The organism is Actinomadura oligospora ATCC 43269, assembly GCF_000518265.1.
Lineage (GTDB): Bacteria > Actinomycetota > Actinomycetes > Streptosporangiales > Streptosporangiaceae > Spirillospora > Spirillospora oligospora.
This window is the reverse complement of record NZ_JADG01000004.1, coordinates 166,508-184,186: the sequence shown is the minus strand read 5'-3', so window position 1 is coordinate 184,186 and position 17,679 is coordinate 166,508. Positions and strand designations below refer to the sequence as shown.

Genomic DNA, 17,679 nt, shown 5'->3' with positions numbered 1-17,679 from the left:
GCCCCGCCCGCGCCCCGGCGCGCGGCGGGTCGCACCTTGCCCACCCCCCACGACGCGCCTCACTGCCCGAGGCGCGTTTTCCGTTGTCCGGACCCGGCCGGACGGGGTCAGTCGGAACGGGTCGGGAGGAGGGCGCGGACGCGGGTGACGAGCCGGGCCAGGGTGTGTTCGGCCCGGCCGGTGACGCGGGCGGTGCGCTCGCTCGCGACGCGGGCGGCGTCACGGGCCTCGGCGACGGTGGACGCCGGGAGCAGCCGGGCCCGCCAGCGCGCGGTCGCCGTCGCGGACGAGGCGAACGCCGACCGCATCGTGCGGACGTCGGCGCGGAGCAGATCCGCGGGCGGCGGGGTGCGGTCCACCGGAGCGTAACGGGCGAGCTCCTCGGCGCGGGCGATGCGGCGCAGCGCGGACGCGGCCGGGTCGTCCAGGCCGAGCAGGTCGTCCAGGCGGCGGACCGTCGCGCGCGGGGTCTCGCTGGACGGCCAGGGGACGCCGTGGTCGATGGCGTCGGCCCGCAGTTCGCGCCAGGCGGCGTGCGCAGCGTCCGCGGCCCCGCGCGGACGCGGCCCCCGCGGATCGTCCGGCCCCGGACGCGCCGTCTCCGGCCCCGGCGGCGGCTCCAGGGCCGCCGACCAGCGACGGCGCCGGGTCAGCGCCCGGACGGCCGGAGCCGCGGCCAGCAGCAGGACCAGCAGCGTCCCGCCCGCGACCCACGGCGCGTAGCCCGGACCGCTCTTGTGCTTCTTGGGGGCCGGGGCCGCCGTCCCGCCCGCGCCGGGCAGGTCGTTGCGGAAGTGCGCTCCGCCGGTCGGACGCCCGCCGGGGCCCGCCGACGAGGACGGCAGCGGCTGCGGGTTGGACGTGTCGCTCCCGCCGCTCCCCGAGCCTCCGCCCGCGAGCGAGTAGGACGGCTCGGTCGCGGTGCCCTGCCCCTCCGTGCCGCTCGGGGTCGGCTCGAACCGCACCCAGCCCGCGCCGTCGAAGTACAGCTCGGGCCACGCGTGCGCGTCGCGTCCGCGGACCTCCCACCGGCCCGGGGAGACCGCCTTGCCCGCCGTGTACCCGACCGACACGCGCGCCGGGACGCCCAGCTCGCGCGCCATGACCGCCATCGCCGCGGCGAACTGCTCGCAGTAGCCGCGCTTGTCGACGGTCAGGAAGTCGACCAGGTCCGAGCCGTGCTCGGGGGTGCCGACGGTCAGGTCGTAGCGGAAGCCGCCGGTCTGGGTGAACCACGACTGGAGCTTCACCGCCGACTCGTACGGGGTGCGCGAGCCCTTGGTCACCTGGACGGCCAGCCGCCGCACCTTGTCCGGCACCGACTTCGGCAGGTAGGTGAACTCCGACAGCATGTCGCTGGTGTAGGTCCCGCCGGCCTGGAGGTCGCCGGGGGAGGGCAGCGCGCGGCGGCTGGTCACGGTGAAGGACTTCCCGCCGGCGCCGTCGCGCAGCGAGTAGACCATCAGGGACGGCGAGTGCACCCGCCACTCGCCCTTGATCCGCACCCGCGTGGGCGCGTACGGCATCGGCAGGAACTGCAGGTCGCGCAGGTCCTTGCTCACCTTGACCCGGGTGGTGACCGTCCGGGACGGCGCGACGGTGAGACCGGGCGGCGCGGGAAGGGAGGCGTCGGTCAGCTTGTCCTGGGCCCGGGACGCGACGCTGTAGGTCCAGCGGTCCCCGTCGAACCGGTCGAGCGCGTAGAGCCGCAGGTAGTCGGGGGGTTCGGCGTCGTCGGTCTCGTAGGTCAGCACGACCCCGTCGTCGGGGTTGGTGAGCTGCCGGGACAGGCTGACCATCGGGTCGGGGGTGGTGACCGTCCGGGCGCCGTCGCCGCCCGGGCCCGTCCCCTTGCCGCCGAACACGCCGCGCGGGTGGATGCCGGGCACCGCCATCGGCAGCAGGACGGCGACGGCGACGGCGGTCACGCCGATCCGGCGTCCGGTGGTCGCGAGCGACGAGATGTCCGGGGCGTCCCGGTCGCCCGGGGACTCCTCGTGCCAGCGCTGTGAGAACACCATGCGGCCCCAGCCGCCGACGCTCTCCCGCGCGTCCGCCATCAGCAGGGCGAGGAACCCGGCCGCGCCGAGCCCGAACGCGAGCCAGTTCACGCCGTGCTCGCGGATCGCGGCGGGCACGCTGTACATCGCCAGCAGCGGCAGGCCGGCGGGCGCGGCCCGGCGCAGGCGCACCGCGAGCAGGTCGACCACGGTCGCGACGGCCCCGACCCCGATCGTGACCAGCAGGTGGATGCCCCGCTCGTCCGGGACGGGCGCGGCGTACCGGTTCGCCGTGGACGCGCCGTCCGAGATCAGGTCGCGCAGCCCGGCCAGCGACGACGGCGTCGGGACGATCCCGACCAGCGCCCGCCCGGCCGTGAAGACGAGGGTGCAGTAGAGCAGCAGCGCGACCGCCGGGCCCAGCGGTTCGAGCGCCGCCGGGATCCGCAGCCGCCGCGCCACGACGGCCCCGGCGGCCACCGCGACGACCGCCCCGAGCGCGTGCCAGAACCACTGCCCGCCCATGAACAGCGGATACAGCCCGATCGACCCGGCCAGCGTCGCCAGCCCGGCCATGACCGTCATCCGGATCCTCATGCCGCGCCTCCGCCCCCGTCCCCGCGCAGGTGACCGATGTCCGAACCGTCCGGCTCCGCGACGACCCCCCAGGCCGCCGCGAGTTCCGTCGCCGTCCGCACCGTCACGACCCGCCACCCGGCCGCCCGCAACACCCGGGCCGCCCCGACCCCCGCCACCTCCCCCGGCACAGGCGAACGCCGCGAGGAACCATCAGAAGACCCGTCGCCCGAACCCGGAACGGACGCCCCAGAAAAGCCCCCACCGGAGCGGCCCGAAGCCGCACCGGAAGAACCGTCCCCGGAGCTCCCAGCGGACGCGCCGGAGGAAACCTCACCGGAACGCCCAGCGGACGCGCCGTAAGAAACCTCAGCGGAGCGGCGCGGGGACGGGACGCGCGGGTCGGCGGACGCGGCTGCCGCCTCCGGGTCGACCAGGACCGCAACGCACGCCGCCGTACCCCGCCGGACGGACGCGACCGCGCGCGCCTCGTCCGCCGTGAGCCGTCCGAACACCGCGACCACCAGCCCGTCGCCGTCCCGTCCGGAGCCGCCGATCAGGGCCGCGAGCCCCGCGTCCAGCGACGTGCCGTCGCCGGGACGCGCGACGGCCAGGGTGTCCAGCAGCAGGCCCTCGAACTCGCCCGCGTAGTCGGCGGTCGGCGCGAGCCGCTCCCCGCCGTCGGTGACCAGGCGCAGCGCCATGCCCATCCGGCCGAGGTGCACCCCGACCGACGCGGTCGCCGACACCGCCTGCTCGAACGTCGCTCCCGGGCCCTCGCCGCGGTGCGCCAGGCCCCGCGTGTCCATGAACAGCGTGCCGCGGCTCTGCCAGTGCTGCTCCTCGCGCCGCACCATCAGCTCGCCGCGCCGCGCCGTCGACCGCCAGTGGACGCGTCGCAGGTCGTCGCCGTGCCGGTACTCGCGCGGCGCGACGTCGTCCTCGCCCGCGGTGGACACCGTCCGGGCCAGGCTCTCGCCGCCGCCCGCCCACGCACCCGCGAGCCGCCCGGACGGCAGCGGCACGATCGCCGGGGTCACCGTCAGGGTGTCGGTGAGGCTGAACGAGCGGACCAGCTCGACCATGCCGAACGGGTCGGCGAGCCGGACGGTCAGCGGCCCGACCCGGAACCGTCCGCGCACGTCCGACCGGATCCGGTAGGCCAGCTCGCGGGACCCGCGCGGCTCGATCCGGTCGATCACGAACCGGGGGCGCCCGCCGAGCGCGAACGGCACCCGGTCCTCGACCATCAGCAGCCCGCTCGGCAGCCGGGACACGTTCTCCAGCCGCAGCTCCGCGCGCGACTCGTGCCCGACGGGCAGCCGCGGCGGGTCGAGCCGCCGCGCGCACGCCAGCCGGTACCGGGTCCGCGACACGACCCACGTGCAGATCAGCGGCAGCGCCAGCACGAGCACGCCCGCGCGCAGCAGGTCGCGCTCGCCGAGCACGAACGCGCACAGGATCGCGGTGGCCCCGGCCGCCACGAACGACCGGCCCCGCGTCGTCAGACCCGCCAAGGCCCGTCGCATCGTGTCACCCCCGGGGGGACGGGACGGGCAGCCGGTGCACCAGCTCGGTCAGCACGTGCTCCGGCCTCCGCCGCTCGACCTGCGCCTCGGCCGTCGGCAGCAGCCGGTGCGCCAGCACCGGGACGGCCAGCTCCTGGACGTCGTCCGGCAGGACGTAGTCGCGGTCGTCGAGCGCCGCGTACGCGCGCGCCGCCCGCACCAGGTGCAGGGTCGCCCGAGGGGACGCGCCGAGCCGCAGCTCCGGATGGTTGCGCGTCGCGGTGACCAGGTCGATCGCGTACTGCCGGACGGACGCCGCGACGTGCTGACGCCGCACCACCTCGATGAGCGCGCGCACGTCGGACGCGTGCGCCACCGGCTCCAGGTCGTCCAGCGGGTTCGCCTCGCCGTGCGCGTCCAGCATCTCCAGCTCGGCGGCCGGGTCGGGGTAGCCCATCGAGATCCGCGCGGTGAACCGGTCCCGCTGCGCCTCGGGGAGGGGATAGGTGCCCTCCATCTCCACCGGGTTCTGGGTGGCGATCACCATGAACGGACGCTCCAGCGGGTACGTCGTCCCGTCCACCGTGACCTGCCGCTCCTCCATGCACTCCAGCAGCGCCGACTGGGTCTTGGGGGAGGCGCGGTTGATCTCGTCGCCGACCACGATGTTGGCGAACACCGGGCCCGGCTTGAACTCGAACTCGCGCCGCTCCTGGTTGTAGGCGCTGACCCCGGTGATGTCGCTCGGCAGCAGGTCGGGCGTGAACTGGACGCGCCGCACCGAGCAGTCCACCGAGCGGGCCAGGGCCTTGGCGAGCATCGTCTTGCCGACGCCCGGGACGTCCTCGATCAGCAGGTGGCCCTCGGCGAGCAGGACGGTCAGCGCGAGCCGGACCGCCCGGGGCTTGCCCTCGACCACCGTCTCGATGGCGTCCCGGATGCGCCCGCTCACCCGGGCGAGGTCGTCCAGGCCGACGGGGAGACCGTTGCGGGAACCGTCCGCGGGGCCGTCCCCGGAGCGGGGCGCCGGCGCCGAACGTCCGGTCCCGGTCGACGGGTCCCCGTGCATCCCTACTGCCACCAACCAACCCTCCTCAGCCGTCCGGCCGCCCCGACGGCGCCGCGGTGCGCAACCCTTGCACGGACGTCCGCGCGACTCCACCGTTTCCGGACGAGCCGCGCCGCCGGTCCGCTCCACCCGCGGCCTCCGCCACCGGTGGTCCCTCCGCGGCGCCGGTGTCACCGGCAGCCGGTGCCACCGACAGTACGTCTCCCGTCCGACGGCCGCGATGGTCATGGGGATCGGCTGCCCATTGTGCTCCACCCGGGCGTCCGCCACAGCCCGCGAGGCGCCCCACTTTCCCCCATCGGGCGCCCGCGGGCGGACGGTCCGGAACGCTCCGGGCTGCGTCAGGACGCGTTGTCAAGTCCTCCCGCCGGATCGCCGCGCCAGGGCGCCCCACCGCCCACCCCCCGGCGGACCACCCCGCCTGACCTGCGGAATCGTTCGCGAAATCCGCGCGCGGCAGGTGTTTTCGTAGTTGACGGTGGGGAAGAGTGGAGTAGAGTGGGGCGCCGTGGGGAGCGGTAGCGCCTCATGCGGCGCGGGAGGTGGGGCCGGTGTTCCTCGGCACCCATACGCCGCGCCTCGACGACAAGGGACGACTGTTCCTGCCGGCGAAGTACCGCGAGGAGCTGTCGGGGGGATTGGTGATCACGAAGGGCCAGGAACGCTGCCTGTACGTCTTCCCCATGGCGGAGTTCCAGCGCATCACCGAGGCGCTTCGTGCCGCGCCCGTCACCGAGCGCACCGTGCGTGCCTACGGCCGGGTCTTCTTCGCCAGCGCGTCCGACGAGCTGCCCGACAAGCAGGGCCGGATCACGATCCCGCCGCCGCTGCGGAAGTACGCCGGGCTCACCCGCGACTGCACCGTCATCGGCGCGAACACGCGCCTGGAGATCTGGGACAGCGGCGCCTGGGAGTCCTACCTCGAGCAGGAGGAACAGGCGTTCGCCGACATCTCCGAGGAGGTGTTGCCCGGGATCCTCTGACGATCTGCCGAACGTCGGTTCCGAAGACCGGCACCGGCCAGCGTTCGGCCAGGTCTCCAGCCGCTCTCCAGGCCCTCTGGCGCAGCTTCCCCGGCGCCAGAAGGCGACCCCCCGCGGTGACGCGGTGATCTTCCTCAAGGGCAGCGGATGGGGACCTGGCCGGACGAGGCCGCCGGCGGCGCCTGGACCAGGGGGTTCCACGAGGGCGCCGGCACCGACGGGAGACGGCCGGACGGCGCACGCCGCCGGCCGCCGATGCCACGTATACCGCGAGCAAGGTGGCACCAACATGGGGGTGGAGCATGGACGTGGGCGACCACGCGGCGCAGGCCGGTCACATTCCGGTACTGCTCGACCGCGTTCTTGAGATCCTGGCGCCCGCCGTCCAGTCGGCCGTGGACGCCGGCCGGACGCCCGTCTACCTGGACGGGACGCTCGGCATGGGCGGCCACGCCGAGGCCATGCTCGCCGCCCATCCGACGCTCCACCTGATCGGCCTGGACCGGGACACCTACGCGCTGGAGCGCTCCGCCAAGCGGCTGGAGCGCTTCGGCGACCGGGTCTCGCTCGAACACGCGATCTACGACGAGATCCCCGCCGTGCTCGACCGGCTGGACGTGCCGAACGTGGACGCCCTCCTGTTCGACCTCGGCGTCTCCTCGCCGCAGCTGGACGAGGCCGACCGCGGTTTCGCCTACTCCTACGACGCTCCCCTCGACATGCGGATGGACCGTACGCAGTCCCTCACCGCCGCCGAGGTCGTCAACACCTACCCGCCCGGCGATCTCGCCCGCATCCTGCGCGAGTACGGCGAGGAGCGGTTCGCCCAGCGCATCGCGTCCGCCATCGTGCGCGAGCGCGCCAAGAAGCCGCTCGACTCGACCCTGCGGCTCACCGAGCTCGTCCGCAACGCGATCCCGGCCGCGACCCGCCGCACCGGCGGGAACCCGGCCAAGCGCACCTTCCAGGCGCTCCGGATCGAGGTCAACGGCGAGCTGGAGATCTGGCGGCGGGCCCTGCCCGCCGCGCTCGACGCCCTCCCGGTCGGCGGCCGGGTCGCGGTGCTCAGTTACCACTCGCTCGAGGACCGCATCACCAAGCAGGTCCTCGTCGAGGCCACCGCCGACAAGACCCCGCCGGACCTGCCCGTCCCGCTGCCCGAGCACCAGCCGCGTTTCCGGCTGCTGACCCGCGGGGCCGAGGTGGCGTCCGAGACCGAGACCGAGACCAACCCACGGGCCGGGTCGGTGCGGCTGCGCGCCGCCGAGCGGGTCCGGGAGGCCAGATGAGCACACGGACACGCAAGCCGGGGACCGCGACCCCGCCCGTGCCCAAGCAGCGCCGTGAGCGCCGCCCGAGGCCCGAGCGCCCGACGCCGCCCCGCCCGGACGCCAAGCGCGCCCGCCCCGCCGACGCGCCCGAGGACGCCCGCACGCGCACCGCGCCCGGCGCGAAGCCCGCCCGCGACACGGACGCCAACACCCGCGAGGACACACGCCGCACCAAGACGTCCACTCGCAGCGCGGACGCACGCGGCGCGAAGACCTCCACGCGCACATCGGACGCACGCGGCTCAAAGACTTCCACTCGTGACGCGGACACACGCGGCGCGAAGGGTTCCACCCGTGACGCAGACGCGCGCAGCGCGAGGACGTCCGCCCGTGAGGCGGAGGCGCGCGGCGCGAAGGGTTCCGCTCGTGACGCGGATGTGCGTGGCGCGAAGGGGACGGCGGGGCGCGGTTCGGCGGGGTCTGGGCGTGGCCGGGCGGCGGAGGAGGGGCGGGACGCCTCGTCCGCGCGTGGCGGCGCGTCGGTGAAGACCGCGTCCGCGAGGACGAAGACGCGGACGCGCTCCGAGGCCGCGACCAAGACCGCCCCGAAGGCGGGCGCCAAGACCCGGGCGGCGAAGTCGGGCCCGGCCCGGCGGACGGCGCGGGCGGTCCGGCAGTCGGCTCCGCCGCGGACACCGTTCGTCCTGCTGATCGTGGGGCTGCTGGGCGGCGCGCTGGCGAGCCTGCTGCTGCTCAACACCGTTCTCGCCGAGGACGCGTTCACGCTGTCGCGGCTCCAGCAGAACAACAAGCTGCTCGACCAGCAGCGCCAGCAGATGCAGGGCGACATCGCGCGGGAGGAGGCCCCGTCCTCGCTGGACGAGAAGGCCCGCAGGCTCAACATGCGGCCGCCAACGCAGCCCGCGTGGATCTCGCCGGACGGCACGGTCACCGGCAACCGCGGAGTGCGTCCGGTGCCGAACGGCGCCGCCTCGACCGCGGGCGCGGTGGGCGTGCTCGGCGTGCCCGGCGCGATCATCCCGGGCGAGGGCGTGCCGAGCGCGGGCGGCGGGCGGGTGACGCCGTGAGGGCGGCCCGGGAGGCGCGGTGAGCCGGCGTCCCGCCGGTCCGCCGTCCGGGCGCGGGCGGGGACCCCAGGGGAGGGGACCACGCGGCTCGGCAGGGCGGGACGAGAAGAACGGTCCGGGCGCGGCGCGCGCGTCCGGACGCAACACGGGTAACACCCCACCCCGGTCGCCGGGCGGCTCAGCCGCCCGGCGACCGGCCCGTAACGGCATGGTCCCCCCGCAGCGCAAGGACGGCCCCAAGAAGGACGGCAAGCCGTCGCAGGGCCGGGGCGACACCGACCCCTCGTCCCGCTCGGGTAAGGCGAAGGACGGGTCCGCACGCGCGCGCGAGGGCAAGGAAACGCCCGGACGTCGCGGCGAGAGTGCCCGCACGTCCGACGGCCGTTCCGGTACAGGCAGCGGCCGTAAGAGCAGCGCGAGCGGACGCAAGGGCACCTCGGACGGTCGCAAGCGCACGTCCGATGGGCGCACGAGCGACGGCGGGCGTACGCGCGCGTCCGGAAGCAACCGGTCGCGCCCGTCCGAGGGCGGACGCACCAGGCCCGGACCGCACCGGCCGAGGCCCGCCGGCGGGCCCAGAGGGCGCGGCGGGCCGCCGCGCAGGCCGCCGCGCCGCAAGATGCGGGTGCCGTTCCGCCGCCGCGACCCGATGAAGCGGCTGAACGCCGGCCTGCTCGTCGTCGCGTTCGTGCTGTCGCTGTTCGCCGGACGGCTCGTCCAGCTCCAGACGATCGAGTCGGGCCACTACACCGCGCGGGCGCTGGAACAGCGGCTCCGCAAGATCGACCTGCCCGCCGTCCGCGGCGACATCACCGACGCGCAGGGCAACCCGCTCGCGATGACGGTCGAGGCGCGGCTGATCTACGCCGACCCGAGCGTGATCAAGCCGGAGAAGCGGCAGCAGATCGCGGGCGCCCTGGCGCCGATGCTCGGCCTCGACCAGGCCGTCCTCATGAAGCGGCTGTCGCGGCCGAACAGCCGGTACGAGGTGCTCGCGCACGGCGTCCGCCCGGACCAGGCGCGCCTGGTGCTGGGGATGAGGTTCCTCGGCATCGGCACCTATCCGGAGTACCGGCGCCAGTACCCGAACGACTCGCTCGCGGCCGGGGTGATCGGGTTCGTGAACGCCGAGGGACGCGGCGGCGCGGGCCTGGAGTACTCGCTGAACAAGCAGCTCGCCGGACGCGCCGGATGGCAGCGCATCGAGATCAGCCCGGACGGCCAGCACATCCCGATGGGCGAGGACCAGAAGCGCCCGCCGGTGCCCGGCAAGGGCGTCCGGCTGACCCTGATGCGCGACGTCCAGTACAAGGCGCAGCAGGCGATCGAGGCGCAGGTCAGGGCGACCGGCGCGCGCAGCGGCAGCGTGATCGTGATGGATCCGCGCAACGGCCAGCTGCTCGCGATGGCGTCCGCGCCCGGCTACGACCCGAACGACTACGGCAAGTCCAACTGGCGCCGGTGGGGGAGCCCGCTCGTCCAGGAGGCGTACGAGCCGGGCAGCACGGGCAAGGTCGTCACGGCGGCGGCGGTGCTGGAGCGCGGCGGGGTGACCCCCCAGTCGACGTTCCGGGTGCCGTACAGCGTCCGCAGGTACGACCGGACGTTCCACGACTCCGAGCAGCACGGCACCGAGAACCTGACCTTCGCCGGGGTGCTCGCCAGGTCCAGCAACGTCGGGACGATCCTGGCCAGCGAGCACATCGACCAGGACACGCTCTACAAGTTCCTGCGCGACTTCGGGTTCGGCCAGAAGACCGGGATCGGGCTGCCCGCCGAGACCGCGGGACAGCTCAGCCCGCCGAAGCAGTGGTCGGGCACCGACCGGTACCCGATCGCGTTCGGCCAGTCGCTGTCGGTGAACGCGCTGCAGATGGCGAGCGTCTACTCGACGATCGCCAACGGCGGCGTCCGGGTCGCGCCGAACCTGGTCGCGGGCACCACCGGCGAGGACGGCGCGTTCGCCCCCGCGCCCGCGCCCGCGCAGAAGCGGGTGATCAGCCAGCGGACGGCCCAGGAGATCCGCGACATGCTGGAGGGCGTCACCACCAAGGAGGGCACCGCTCCGAAGGCGCAGATCCCGGGCTACCGGGTGGCGGGCAAGACCGGCACCGCGCAGATCATCAATCCGAGGACCGGCACCTACGAGGACGGCGGCTACACGGCCTCGTTCGCCGGGTTCGCTCCGGCCGACGCGCCGCAGCTGGTCGTCCAGGTCGTGCTCCAGCACCCGACCCGCGGCAGCTACTTCGGCGGCGATGTCGCGGCGCCGGTGTTCAAGGACGTGATGAACTTCGCGTTGCAGACCCGCAAGATCCCGCCGAGCGGAAGCCGCGCGCCGTCCGTCAAGATCTACGCCGGCGACTGAGCGCAGCGAGTACCCTGACCCGCCGTGACCTCCGCACCATTGACCCCGCATCTCCGCACACCTCCGGCTCCGGCCCGCACCGAAAGACACGCCATGCGCCCGACCTCCAACCCGGCCCGTCCGCTGACCGGCCTCGCGTCGACGTTGGGCCTTCCGGCCGCGGACGAGTGGTCCGGGGTGACCGTGTCGGGGATCACGCACGACTCGCGCGCGGTGCTGCCCGGAGACGTGTACGCGGCGCTGCCGGGCGCGCGCGCCCACGGCGCGCAGTTCGCCGCCCAGGCCGCCGAGAAGGGCGCCACGGCGATCCTGACGGACCGGGGGGGCCTGGAGCGGGCCGGGGCGACCGGGCTGCCCGTCCTGGTCGTGGACGACCCGCGCGCCGTGCTCGGCACGGCGGCCTCGTGGGTGTACGGGGACCCGGTGGGGGACCTGACGCTGATCGGGGTGACCGGCACCAGCGGCAAGACCACCACGACGTTCCTGCTCGACGCGGGCCTGCGCGCCGCGGGGACCACCACCGGCCTGGTCGGCGGCGTCGAGATCCGGGTCGGGGACGAGACCGTCCCCGGCGAGCTGACCACGCCCGAGTCGACCGACCTGCACGCGCTGTTCGCCATGATGCGCGAGCACGGCGTCGGCGCGGCGGCGATGGAGGTGTCCAGCCACGCGCTGGAGCAGACCCGGGTCGGCGGCGCCCGGTACGACGTCGCGATCTTCAACAACCTGTCCCAGGACCACCTGGACTACCACCCGACGATGCGGGACTACTTCCTGGCGAAGGCGAAGCTGTTCACGCCGGGGTACAGCCGGGTCGGCGTGGTGAACCTGGACGACGAGTACGGCCGCGAGCTGCTGTCGATCGCGACCATTCCGACCACGACGTTCTCGGCGTCCGGCGACCCGGAGGCCGACTGGCGGGCGGTGGACGTGCGGATCGGCGCGGACGGCAGCGTCTTCCGCGTCCTCGGCCCGGGCGGGATCGAGGCGGACGCGGCGGTGCAGCTGCCCGGGCCGTTCAACGTGGCGAACGCCCTGGCGGCGATCGTGGCGCTCGTGGAGGCCGGGATCACGCTGCCGGTGGCCGTGCGGGGGGTCGGTTCGCTGACCGGCGTCCCCGGCCGCCTGGAGCGCGTGGACGAGGGCCAGGAGTACGTGGCGCTGGTGGACTACTCGCACAAGCCCGGCGCGGTCGAGGCGGTCCTGACGAGCCTGCGGAAGGTCACCGAGGGGCGGCTGACGATCGTGCTCGGCTGCGGCGGCGACCGGGACCGCGGCAAGCGCCCGCTGATGGGCGAGGCCGCCGCGCGGCTGGCCGACATGGCGTATTTCACCAACGACAACCCGCGGTCGGAGGACCCCCTGGGCATCCTCGCCGCTATGGTCGAGGGCGGGCTCAAGGTCCCCCAGTCAGAGCGCGCGCACATCGTGGTCGAGCCCGACCGCGCGGCCGCCATCGCGCTGGCGATCGGCCGGGCCCGTCGCGGCGACGTCGTGGTCGTCGCGGGCAAGGGACACGAGCAGGGCCAGTACGTGGCCGGTGAGGTACACCCGTTCGACGACCGCCAGGTCGTCCGCGCCGCGATCCGCGCCCAGCAGGACCGCGCGCGGGACCGCGACCGCGACGCCGCCGGGCGAACCCCGGCGGGGACCGGCGCGTCGAACGGGCAGGACGTGAGAGGGGACGGGACGCAGGCGTGATCCCACTTCCGCTGTCGAGGATCGCCGGGCTCACAGGCGGCGTCGTGACCGGCCTTCCGCCGGACGGGCCGGAGCCGGTGGTGCGGGGGCCCGTGGTGATCGACTCCCGGGAGGCCGGCCCCGGCGCGCTGTTCGTGGCGCTGCCGGGCGAGCGGGCCGACGGGCACGACTTCGCCCCGGCGGCGCTGGCCGGGGGCGCGAGCGCCGTCCTGGCGGCCCGTCCGGTGGACGGGCCGGCCGTGGTGGTGCCGGACGTCCAGGAGGCGCTCGGGCTGCTCGCGCGCGGCGTGCTGGCCGAGCTGCCGGACGCCGTGGTGACCGGGGTCACCGGGTCGGCGGGCAAGACCTCCACCAAGGACCTGATCGCCCAGGTGGTCGAGCGGTCCGGGCCGACGATCGCGCCGGTCGGGTCGTTCAACAACGAGATCGGGCTGCCGCTGACCGCGCTGCGCGCCGACTCCGGCACCCGGCACCTGGTGCTGGAGATGGGCGCCCGCGGCGTCGGCCACATCGCCTACCTGTGCGGGATCGCCCGTCCGCGGATCGGCGCCGTGCTGAACGTCGGGTCGGCGCACCTCGGCGAGTTCGGCAGCCAGGCGGCCGTCGCCCGGGCGAAGGGCGAGCTCGTCGAGGCGCTGCCCGCGGACGGCACGGCCGTCCTGAACGCCGACGATCCGCTCGTGGCGGCGATGGCGTCCCGCACCGGGGCCCTGGTGGTCACCTTCGGCCGGGACGCGGGCGCGACCGTCCGGGCCGAGGACGAGTCGCTCGACGACGCCGGACGCCCCAGGTTCACCCTGGTCACGCCCGAGGGCAAGGCGCCGGTGGCGCTGCGCCTGGCGGGCGCGCACATGGTCCCGAACGCGCTGGCCGCCGCCGCGGTGGCCCGCGCCGCCGGGATGCCGGTCGAGGACGTCGCGGAGGCGCTGACGGCCGCCGGGCCGCGCAGCCGGTGGCGGATGGAGGTCACCGAGCGCGCCGACGGCGTGACGGTGATCAACGACGCCTACAACGCCAATCCGGAGTCGACCCGGGCCGCGCTGGAGGTGCTCACGCACCTCGCGCGGGGCCGCCGGGCCTTCGCGGTCCTGGGCGAGATGGCCGAACTCGGCGACACCTCGGTCGCGGAACACGTCAAGATCGGGCAGCATGTCGCGCGCAGCGGCGTCGCCGGCCTCGTGGTCGTCGGGGACGCCGCGGCCGCGGTGGCCGAAGGGGCCGCCCAGGTGGCGGCATGGACGGGAGAGTTGGTACAGGTGGATGACGTCGGCGCGGCGGTTACCGCGCTCGGTGAGCGGCTTCGGCCGCAGGACGTCGTACTGGTGAAGGGCTCTCGTGTGACGGGCCTGGAACGGGTCGCCGAGGCGCTGCTCTCGGGGGGTGCCCGGGCATGACCAACATCATCATCGCCGCCGGGGTGGCCCTGCTGTTCGGCATGGTCGGCACGCCGGTGTGGATCCGGATCGTCAACCGGCTCGGCTACGGCCAGATGATCCGGCAGGAGGGCCCGGAGGCCCACCTGAAGAAGCGCGGCACGCCCACGATGGGCGGCACGGTGTTCGTCCTCGGGTCGCTCGTCGGGTACGGCGCGGCGCACCTGCTGACGGGCACCAGCCCGACGGTCTCGGGCGGCCTGGTGCTGTTCCTGATGACCGGGCTCGGCGCGGTCGGCTTCGTGGACGACTACATCAAGGTCTTCAAGCAGCGCAGCCTCGGCCTGCGCTCCGGCGCCAAGATGATCGGCATCATCCTGGTCGGCGTCGTCTTCGCGGTCGGGTCGCTGAACTTCCCGAACCACCTGGACATCACGCCCGCCGACGCGCACCTGTCGTTCCTGCGCGACTTCGGGCCGGCGATCGGCGCGATCCCGTTCGTGATCTGGGCGCTGCTGCTGATCGCGGCGACGTCCAACGGCGTGAACCTCACCGACGGACTGGACGGCCTCGCCGCCGGCCCGTGCGCCATGGTGCTGGCCGCGTACGTGCTGATCGGCAACTGGCAGCTGCGCAACTCCTGCGAGTTCGCCCTCGCGCCGAACTGCTACAACGTCCGCGACCCGCTCGACCTCGCGGTCGTCGCGGCGGCGGTGCTCGGCGGCGTGTTCGGCTTCCTGTGGTGGAACGCGCCCCCGGCGAAGGTGTTCATGGGCGACACCGGCTCGCTCGCCCTCGGCGGCGTCCTGGTGGGCCTGGCGATCCTGACCCGCACCCAGTTCCTGCTGGGCGTCCTGTCCGGCCTGATCGTGATGATCACGCTGTCGGTGATCATCCAGGTCGGCGGGTTCAAGATGACCAAGAAACGGGTGTTCAAGATGGCGCCCCTCCAGCACCACTTCGAGCTGTCGGGGTGGGCGGAGACGACGATCGTCGTGCGGTTCTGGCTGATGTCGGCGCTGTTCACCGCGATCGGGCTCGGCCTGTTCTACCTGGAATGGATGCCGAAGAAGTGACCGAGTCCTACGAGGGACGGCACGTCGTCGTCGCGGGGCTCGGGGTCTCCGGGCGGGCCGCGGCGCGCGTGCTGGCCGAACGCGGCGCGCGCGTGACGATCGTGGACGCCCGCGACGACGAGGCGTCCCGCGAGCAGGGGGCCGACCTCGAGCGGCACGGCGTGACCGTGCGGCTCGGGGACGGCGACACCCTGCCCGGGGGGACCGACCTCGTCGTCACCTCGCCCGGCTGGAAGCCCGACGTGCCGCTGCTGGCCGCCGCCGCGTCCGCCGGGATCGAGATCTACGGCGAGGTCGAGCTCGCCTGGCGGCTGCGTCCGGCGGACGCAGCCCCCTGGCTCGCCCTCACCGGCACCAACGGCAAGACCACCTGCGTCCGGATGCTGACGTGCATCCTCACCGCGGCCGGGCACGACGCGGTCGCGGTGGGGAACGTCGGCACGCCGATCGTCGAGGCGGTGCTGGAGAAGCACGACGTGCTGGCCGTGGAGCTGTCGAGCTACCAGCTGCACTGGTCGTCCAGCGTCCGGCCGCTGGCGTCGGCGGTGCTGAACGTCGCCCCCGACCACATCGACTGGCACGGCACGTTCGAGGCGTACGCCGAGGACAAGGGCAAGATCTACACGCCGGGCTCGGTCGCGGTGGTGAACGCCGACGACCCGGTGTCGACCCGGCTCGGGCCCGAGGACGCCAGGGGGTTCACCCTCGACGTCCCGGCGCCCGGGCAGCTCGGCGTCGTCGAGGAGCTGCTCGTCGACCGGGCGTTCGTGGACGACCCGCGCACGACCGCCGCCGAGCTCGCCGAGCTGGGCGACGTCAAGCCGTTCGCGCCGCACAACGTCGCCAACGCCCTCGCGGCGGCGGCCCTGGCCCGCGCCTTCGGCGTGCCGCCCGAGGCCGTCCGGGAGGGCCTGCGGGCCTTCGTGCCCGACCCGCACCGCATCGCGCACGTCGCGAACGTGGACGGCGTCGACTACGTGGACGACTCCAAGGCCACCAACCCGCACGCCGCCGCGTCCTCGCTGGCGTCCTGCCGGTCGGCGGTGTGGATCGCCGGGGGCCTGCTCAAGGGCGCCGACGTGGACGACCTGGTCGCGTCCTGCGCGGACCGGCTCCGCGCCGTGGTGCTGATCGGACGGGACCGGGGGCGGATCGCCGAAGCGCTCGCGCGACACGCGCCGGATGTCCCCGTGGTGGACGTTCCGGACACCGACACTGGGGCGATGGACCGAGTCGTGACCCGCGCCGCCGCCCTCGCGCGCCCCGGAGACACCGTGCTGCTCGCCCCGGCCGGGGCCTCCTTCGACATGTTCACCAGTTACGGCGCGCGCGGCGACGCGTTCGCCGAAGCGGTCCGGCGGCTCGTCGCGCGGGCATGAGCGCGGCCCCCGCGGCGGAGCGGGACCAGGCGAAGACCGGCGGCGACCGTCCGGCGCGGCCCCGGCCGCGCGAGCAGGTCGCCGCCGCGGTCGGGCTGCTGGACCGTCCGCTCACCTCGTACTACCTGGTGCTCGGCTGCTCGGTGATGCTGCTGGCGCTGGGCCTGACCATGGTCCTGTCGGCGTCCAGCGTCAAGCAGCTCCAGGAGACCGGCTCGGCGTACACGCTGGTGCAGAAGCAGGCCATGTGGATGGCGATCGGCCTGCCCGGGATGTGGGCGGCGTCCCGGCTGCCGCTGAAGGGGTTCCGGGCGCTGGCGTTCCCGATGCTGCTGCTGTCGGTCGCGGCGCTCGCCCTGGTGCTGGTGCCGGGCCTCGGCCGCGCGGCGGGCGGCGCGACCCGCTGGATCAGCCTCGGGCCGATCCAGATCCAGCCGTCCGAGCCCGCCAAGCTCGGCCTGGTCCTGTGGGGCGCCGACCTGCTGGCCCGCAAGGAGAAGCTCGGCCAGCTCACCGAGTGGCGTCCGCTGCTGATGCCGCTGCTGCCCGGCGCGGGCCTGCTGGTGTTGCTGGTCATGCTCGGCAACGACCTCGGCACCACGCTGGTGCTCCTGACGATCTTCCTGGCGCTGCTGTGGGTGGTCGGCGCGCCCGGACGGCTGTTCGTCGGCATCGCCGGGCTCGTCGCCCTGCTGGTGTCGATCCTCATCGTGGTCGAGCCGTACCGGATGCAGCGCCTCACCGGGTTCCTGGACCAGTCCGGCAACCAGCTCACCTTCAACTACCAGGGCACCCAGGGCCTGTACGCGCTCTCGTCCGGCGGCCTGACCGGCACCGGGCTGGGGGAGGGACGGGCCAAGTGGGACTTCCTGCCGCACGCCGAGACCGACTTCATCTTCGCGATCATCGGCGAGGAGTTCGGGCTGGTCGGGACGCTGGTGGTGCTCGGCCTGTTCGGGCTGCTCGCCTACGCCGGGCTGCGCATCGCGCGCCGCGTCAAGGACCCGTTCACCCGGCTCGCCGCGGCCGGCTCGACGGCCTGGCTGGTGGTCCAGGCCATCGTGAACATCGGCGCGGTCATCGGTGTGCTTCCCATCACAGGCATCCCGTTGCCGCTGGTCTCCTACGGCGGATCGGCCCTCATCCCCACGCTGATCGCGCTCGGGATGCTGCTGGCGTTCGCCAAGCGGGAGCCCGGCGCGAGGCAGGCGCTCGCCGCACGCGGCCCCGGACCGCTGTCCCGGGCTCTAAGCTGGCTGGGACTCGGACCGCGGGGGTCATGACCCG

12 protein-coding genes are annotated in these 17,679 nt (G+C 74.5%); 9 read left to right on the top strand and 3 right to left on the bottom strand.

Annotated elements, in window-relative coordinates:
- Positions 1-107 precede the first annotated feature (107 nt).
- From P696_RS43465 to P696_RS0105345, 3 genes are read right to left on the bottom strand one after another with little or no spacing between them, the layout of a single operon-like run.
- A complete protein-coding gene (locus P696_RS43465) occupies positions 108-2,597 on the bottom strand; it encodes a transglutaminase TgpA family protein (RefSeq protein WP_084336850.1) in 2,490 nt (829 codons plus the stop codon).
- Positions 2,594-4,105: a DUF58 domain-containing protein gene (locus P696_RS43460; RefSeq protein WP_084336848.1), complete on the bottom strand. Its 1,512-nt coding sequence runs from the start codon at positions 4,103-4,105 to the stop codon at positions 2,594-2,596. Before P696_RS43460 ends, P696_RS43465 begins: the two co-directional genes overlap by 4 nt.
- A 4-nt stretch (positions 4,106-4,109) precedes the next feature.
- Complete coding sequence (locus P696_RS0105345; RefSeq protein ID WP_084336846.1) at positions 4,110-5,153, bottom strand: AAA family ATPase; 1,044 nt, start codon at positions 5,151-5,153, stop codon at positions 4,110-4,112.
- A 551-nt stretch (positions 5,154-5,704) separates the two neighbouring features.
- Here P696_RS0105345 and mraZ point away from each other — a divergent pair.
- From mraZ to ftsW, 9 genes are all read left to right on the top strand, one after another.
- Complete coding sequence (gene mraZ / locus P696_RS0105340) at positions 5,705-6,136, top strand: division/cell wall cluster transcriptional repressor MraZ (protein ID WP_026411510.1); 432 nt, start codon at positions 5,705-5,707, stop codon at positions 6,134-6,136.
- 302 nt (positions 6,137-6,438) lie between these two features.
- On the top strand, positions 6,439-7,425 hold the full coding sequence (gene rsmH, locus P696_RS0105335) for a 16S rRNA (cytosine(1402)-N(4))-methyltransferase RsmH (RefSeq protein WP_026411509.1): 987 nt from the start codon (positions 6,439-6,441) through the stop codon (positions 7,423-7,425).
- Positions 7,422-8,495 carry a cell division protein FtsL gene (gene ftsL / locus P696_RS52070; protein WP_051466888.1) on the top strand — a complete coding sequence of 358 codons (1,074 nt, stop codon included), beginning with the start codon at positions 7,422-7,424 and terminating at the stop codon, positions 8,493-8,495. Before rsmH ends, ftsL begins: the two co-directional genes overlap by 4 nt.
- A 619-nt stretch (positions 8,496-9,114) precedes the next feature.
- Positions 9,115-10,863 carry a peptidoglycan D,D-transpeptidase FtsI family protein gene (locus P696_RS43450; RefSeq protein ID WP_064743950.1) on the top strand — a complete coding sequence of 583 codons (1,749 nt, stop codon included), beginning with the start codon at positions 9,115-9,117 and terminating at the stop codon, positions 10,861-10,863.
- Positions 10,864-10,956: 93 nt separating this feature from the next.
- Complete coding sequence (locus P696_RS43445; protein WP_084336844.1) at positions 10,957-12,564, top strand: UDP-N-acetylmuramoyl-L-alanyl-D-glutamate--2,6-diaminopimelate ligase; 1,608 nt, start codon at positions 10,957-10,959, stop codon at positions 12,562-12,564.
- Entirely contained in the window at positions 12,561-13,958 is a 1,398-nt protein-coding gene (locus tag P696_RS0105315) for a UDP-N-acetylmuramoyl-tripeptide--D-alanyl-D-alanine ligase (protein ID WP_026411507.1), read from the top strand. The genes P696_RS43445 and P696_RS0105315 overlap by 4 nt, the downstream gene beginning before the upstream one ends.
- Positions 13,955-15,013 (top strand): phospho-N-acetylmuramoyl-pentapeptide-transferase, encoded by a 1,059-nt coding sequence (gene mraY / locus P696_RS0105310; protein ID WP_026411506.1) that lies wholly within the window; start codon positions 13,955-13,957, stop codon positions 15,011-15,013. The genes P696_RS0105315 and mraY overlap by 4 nt, the downstream gene beginning before the upstream one ends.
- Entirely contained in the window at positions 14,995-16,392 is a 1,398-nt protein-coding gene (gene murD / locus P696_RS0105305) for a UDP-N-acetylmuramoyl-L-alanine--D-glutamate ligase (RefSeq protein ID WP_026411505.1), read from the top strand. The genes mraY and murD overlap by 19 nt, the downstream gene beginning before the upstream one ends.
- The gene (gene ftsW, locus P696_RS0105300) at positions 16,389-17,675 is read left to right on the top strand and encodes a putative lipid II flippase FtsW (protein WP_026411504.1); all 1,287 of its coding nucleotides are present in this window, start codon (positions 16,389-16,391) and stop codon (positions 17,673-17,675) included. Before murD ends, ftsW begins: the two co-directional genes overlap by 4 nt.
- The last annotated feature ends 4 nt before the right edge of the window (positions 17,676-17,679 follow it).

What these genes read in the sequence shown, in the direction of transcription:
- P696_RS43445 (WP_084336844.1), top strand. Translation starts at nt 10,957, where the DNA reads ATGCGCCCGACCTCCAACCCGGCCCGTCCGCTGACCGGCCTCGCGTCG.
- P696_RS43465 (WP_084336850.1), bottom strand. Translation starts at nt 2,597, where the DNA reads ATGAGGATCCGGATGACGGTCATGGCCGGGCTGGCGACGCTGGCCGGG.
- ftsL (WP_051466888.1), top strand. Translation starts at nt 7,422, where the DNA reads ATGAGCACACGGACACGCAAGCCGGGGACCGCGACCCCGCCCGTGCCC.
- P696_RS43450 (WP_064743950.1), top strand. Translation starts at nt 9,115, where the DNA reads ATGCGGGTGCCGTTCCGCCGCCGCGACCCGATGAAGCGGCTGAACGCC.
- P696_RS0105345 (WP_084336846.1), bottom strand. Translation starts at nt 5,153, where the DNA reads ATGCACGGGGACCCGTCGACCGGGACCGGACGTTCGGCGCCGGCGCCC.
- P696_RS43460 (WP_084336848.1), bottom strand. Translation starts at nt 4,105, where the DNA reads ATGCGACGGGCCTTGGCGGGTCTGACGACGCGGGGCCGGTCGTTCGTG.
- ftsW (WP_026411504.1), top strand. Translation starts at nt 16,389, where the DNA reads ATGAGCGCGGCCCCCGCGGCGGAGCGGGACCAGGCGAAGACCGGCGGC.
- rsmH (WP_026411509.1), top strand. Translation starts at nt 6,439, where the DNA reads ATGGACGTGGGCGACCACGCGGCGCAGGCCGGTCACATTCCGGTACTG.
- murD (WP_026411505.1), top strand. Translation starts at nt 14,995, where the DNA reads ATGGATGCCGAAGAAGTGACCGAGTCCTACGAGGGACGGCACGTCGTC.
- mraY (WP_026411506.1), top strand. Translation starts at nt 13,955, where the DNA reads ATGACCAACATCATCATCGCCGCCGGGGTGGCCCTGCTGTTCGGCATG.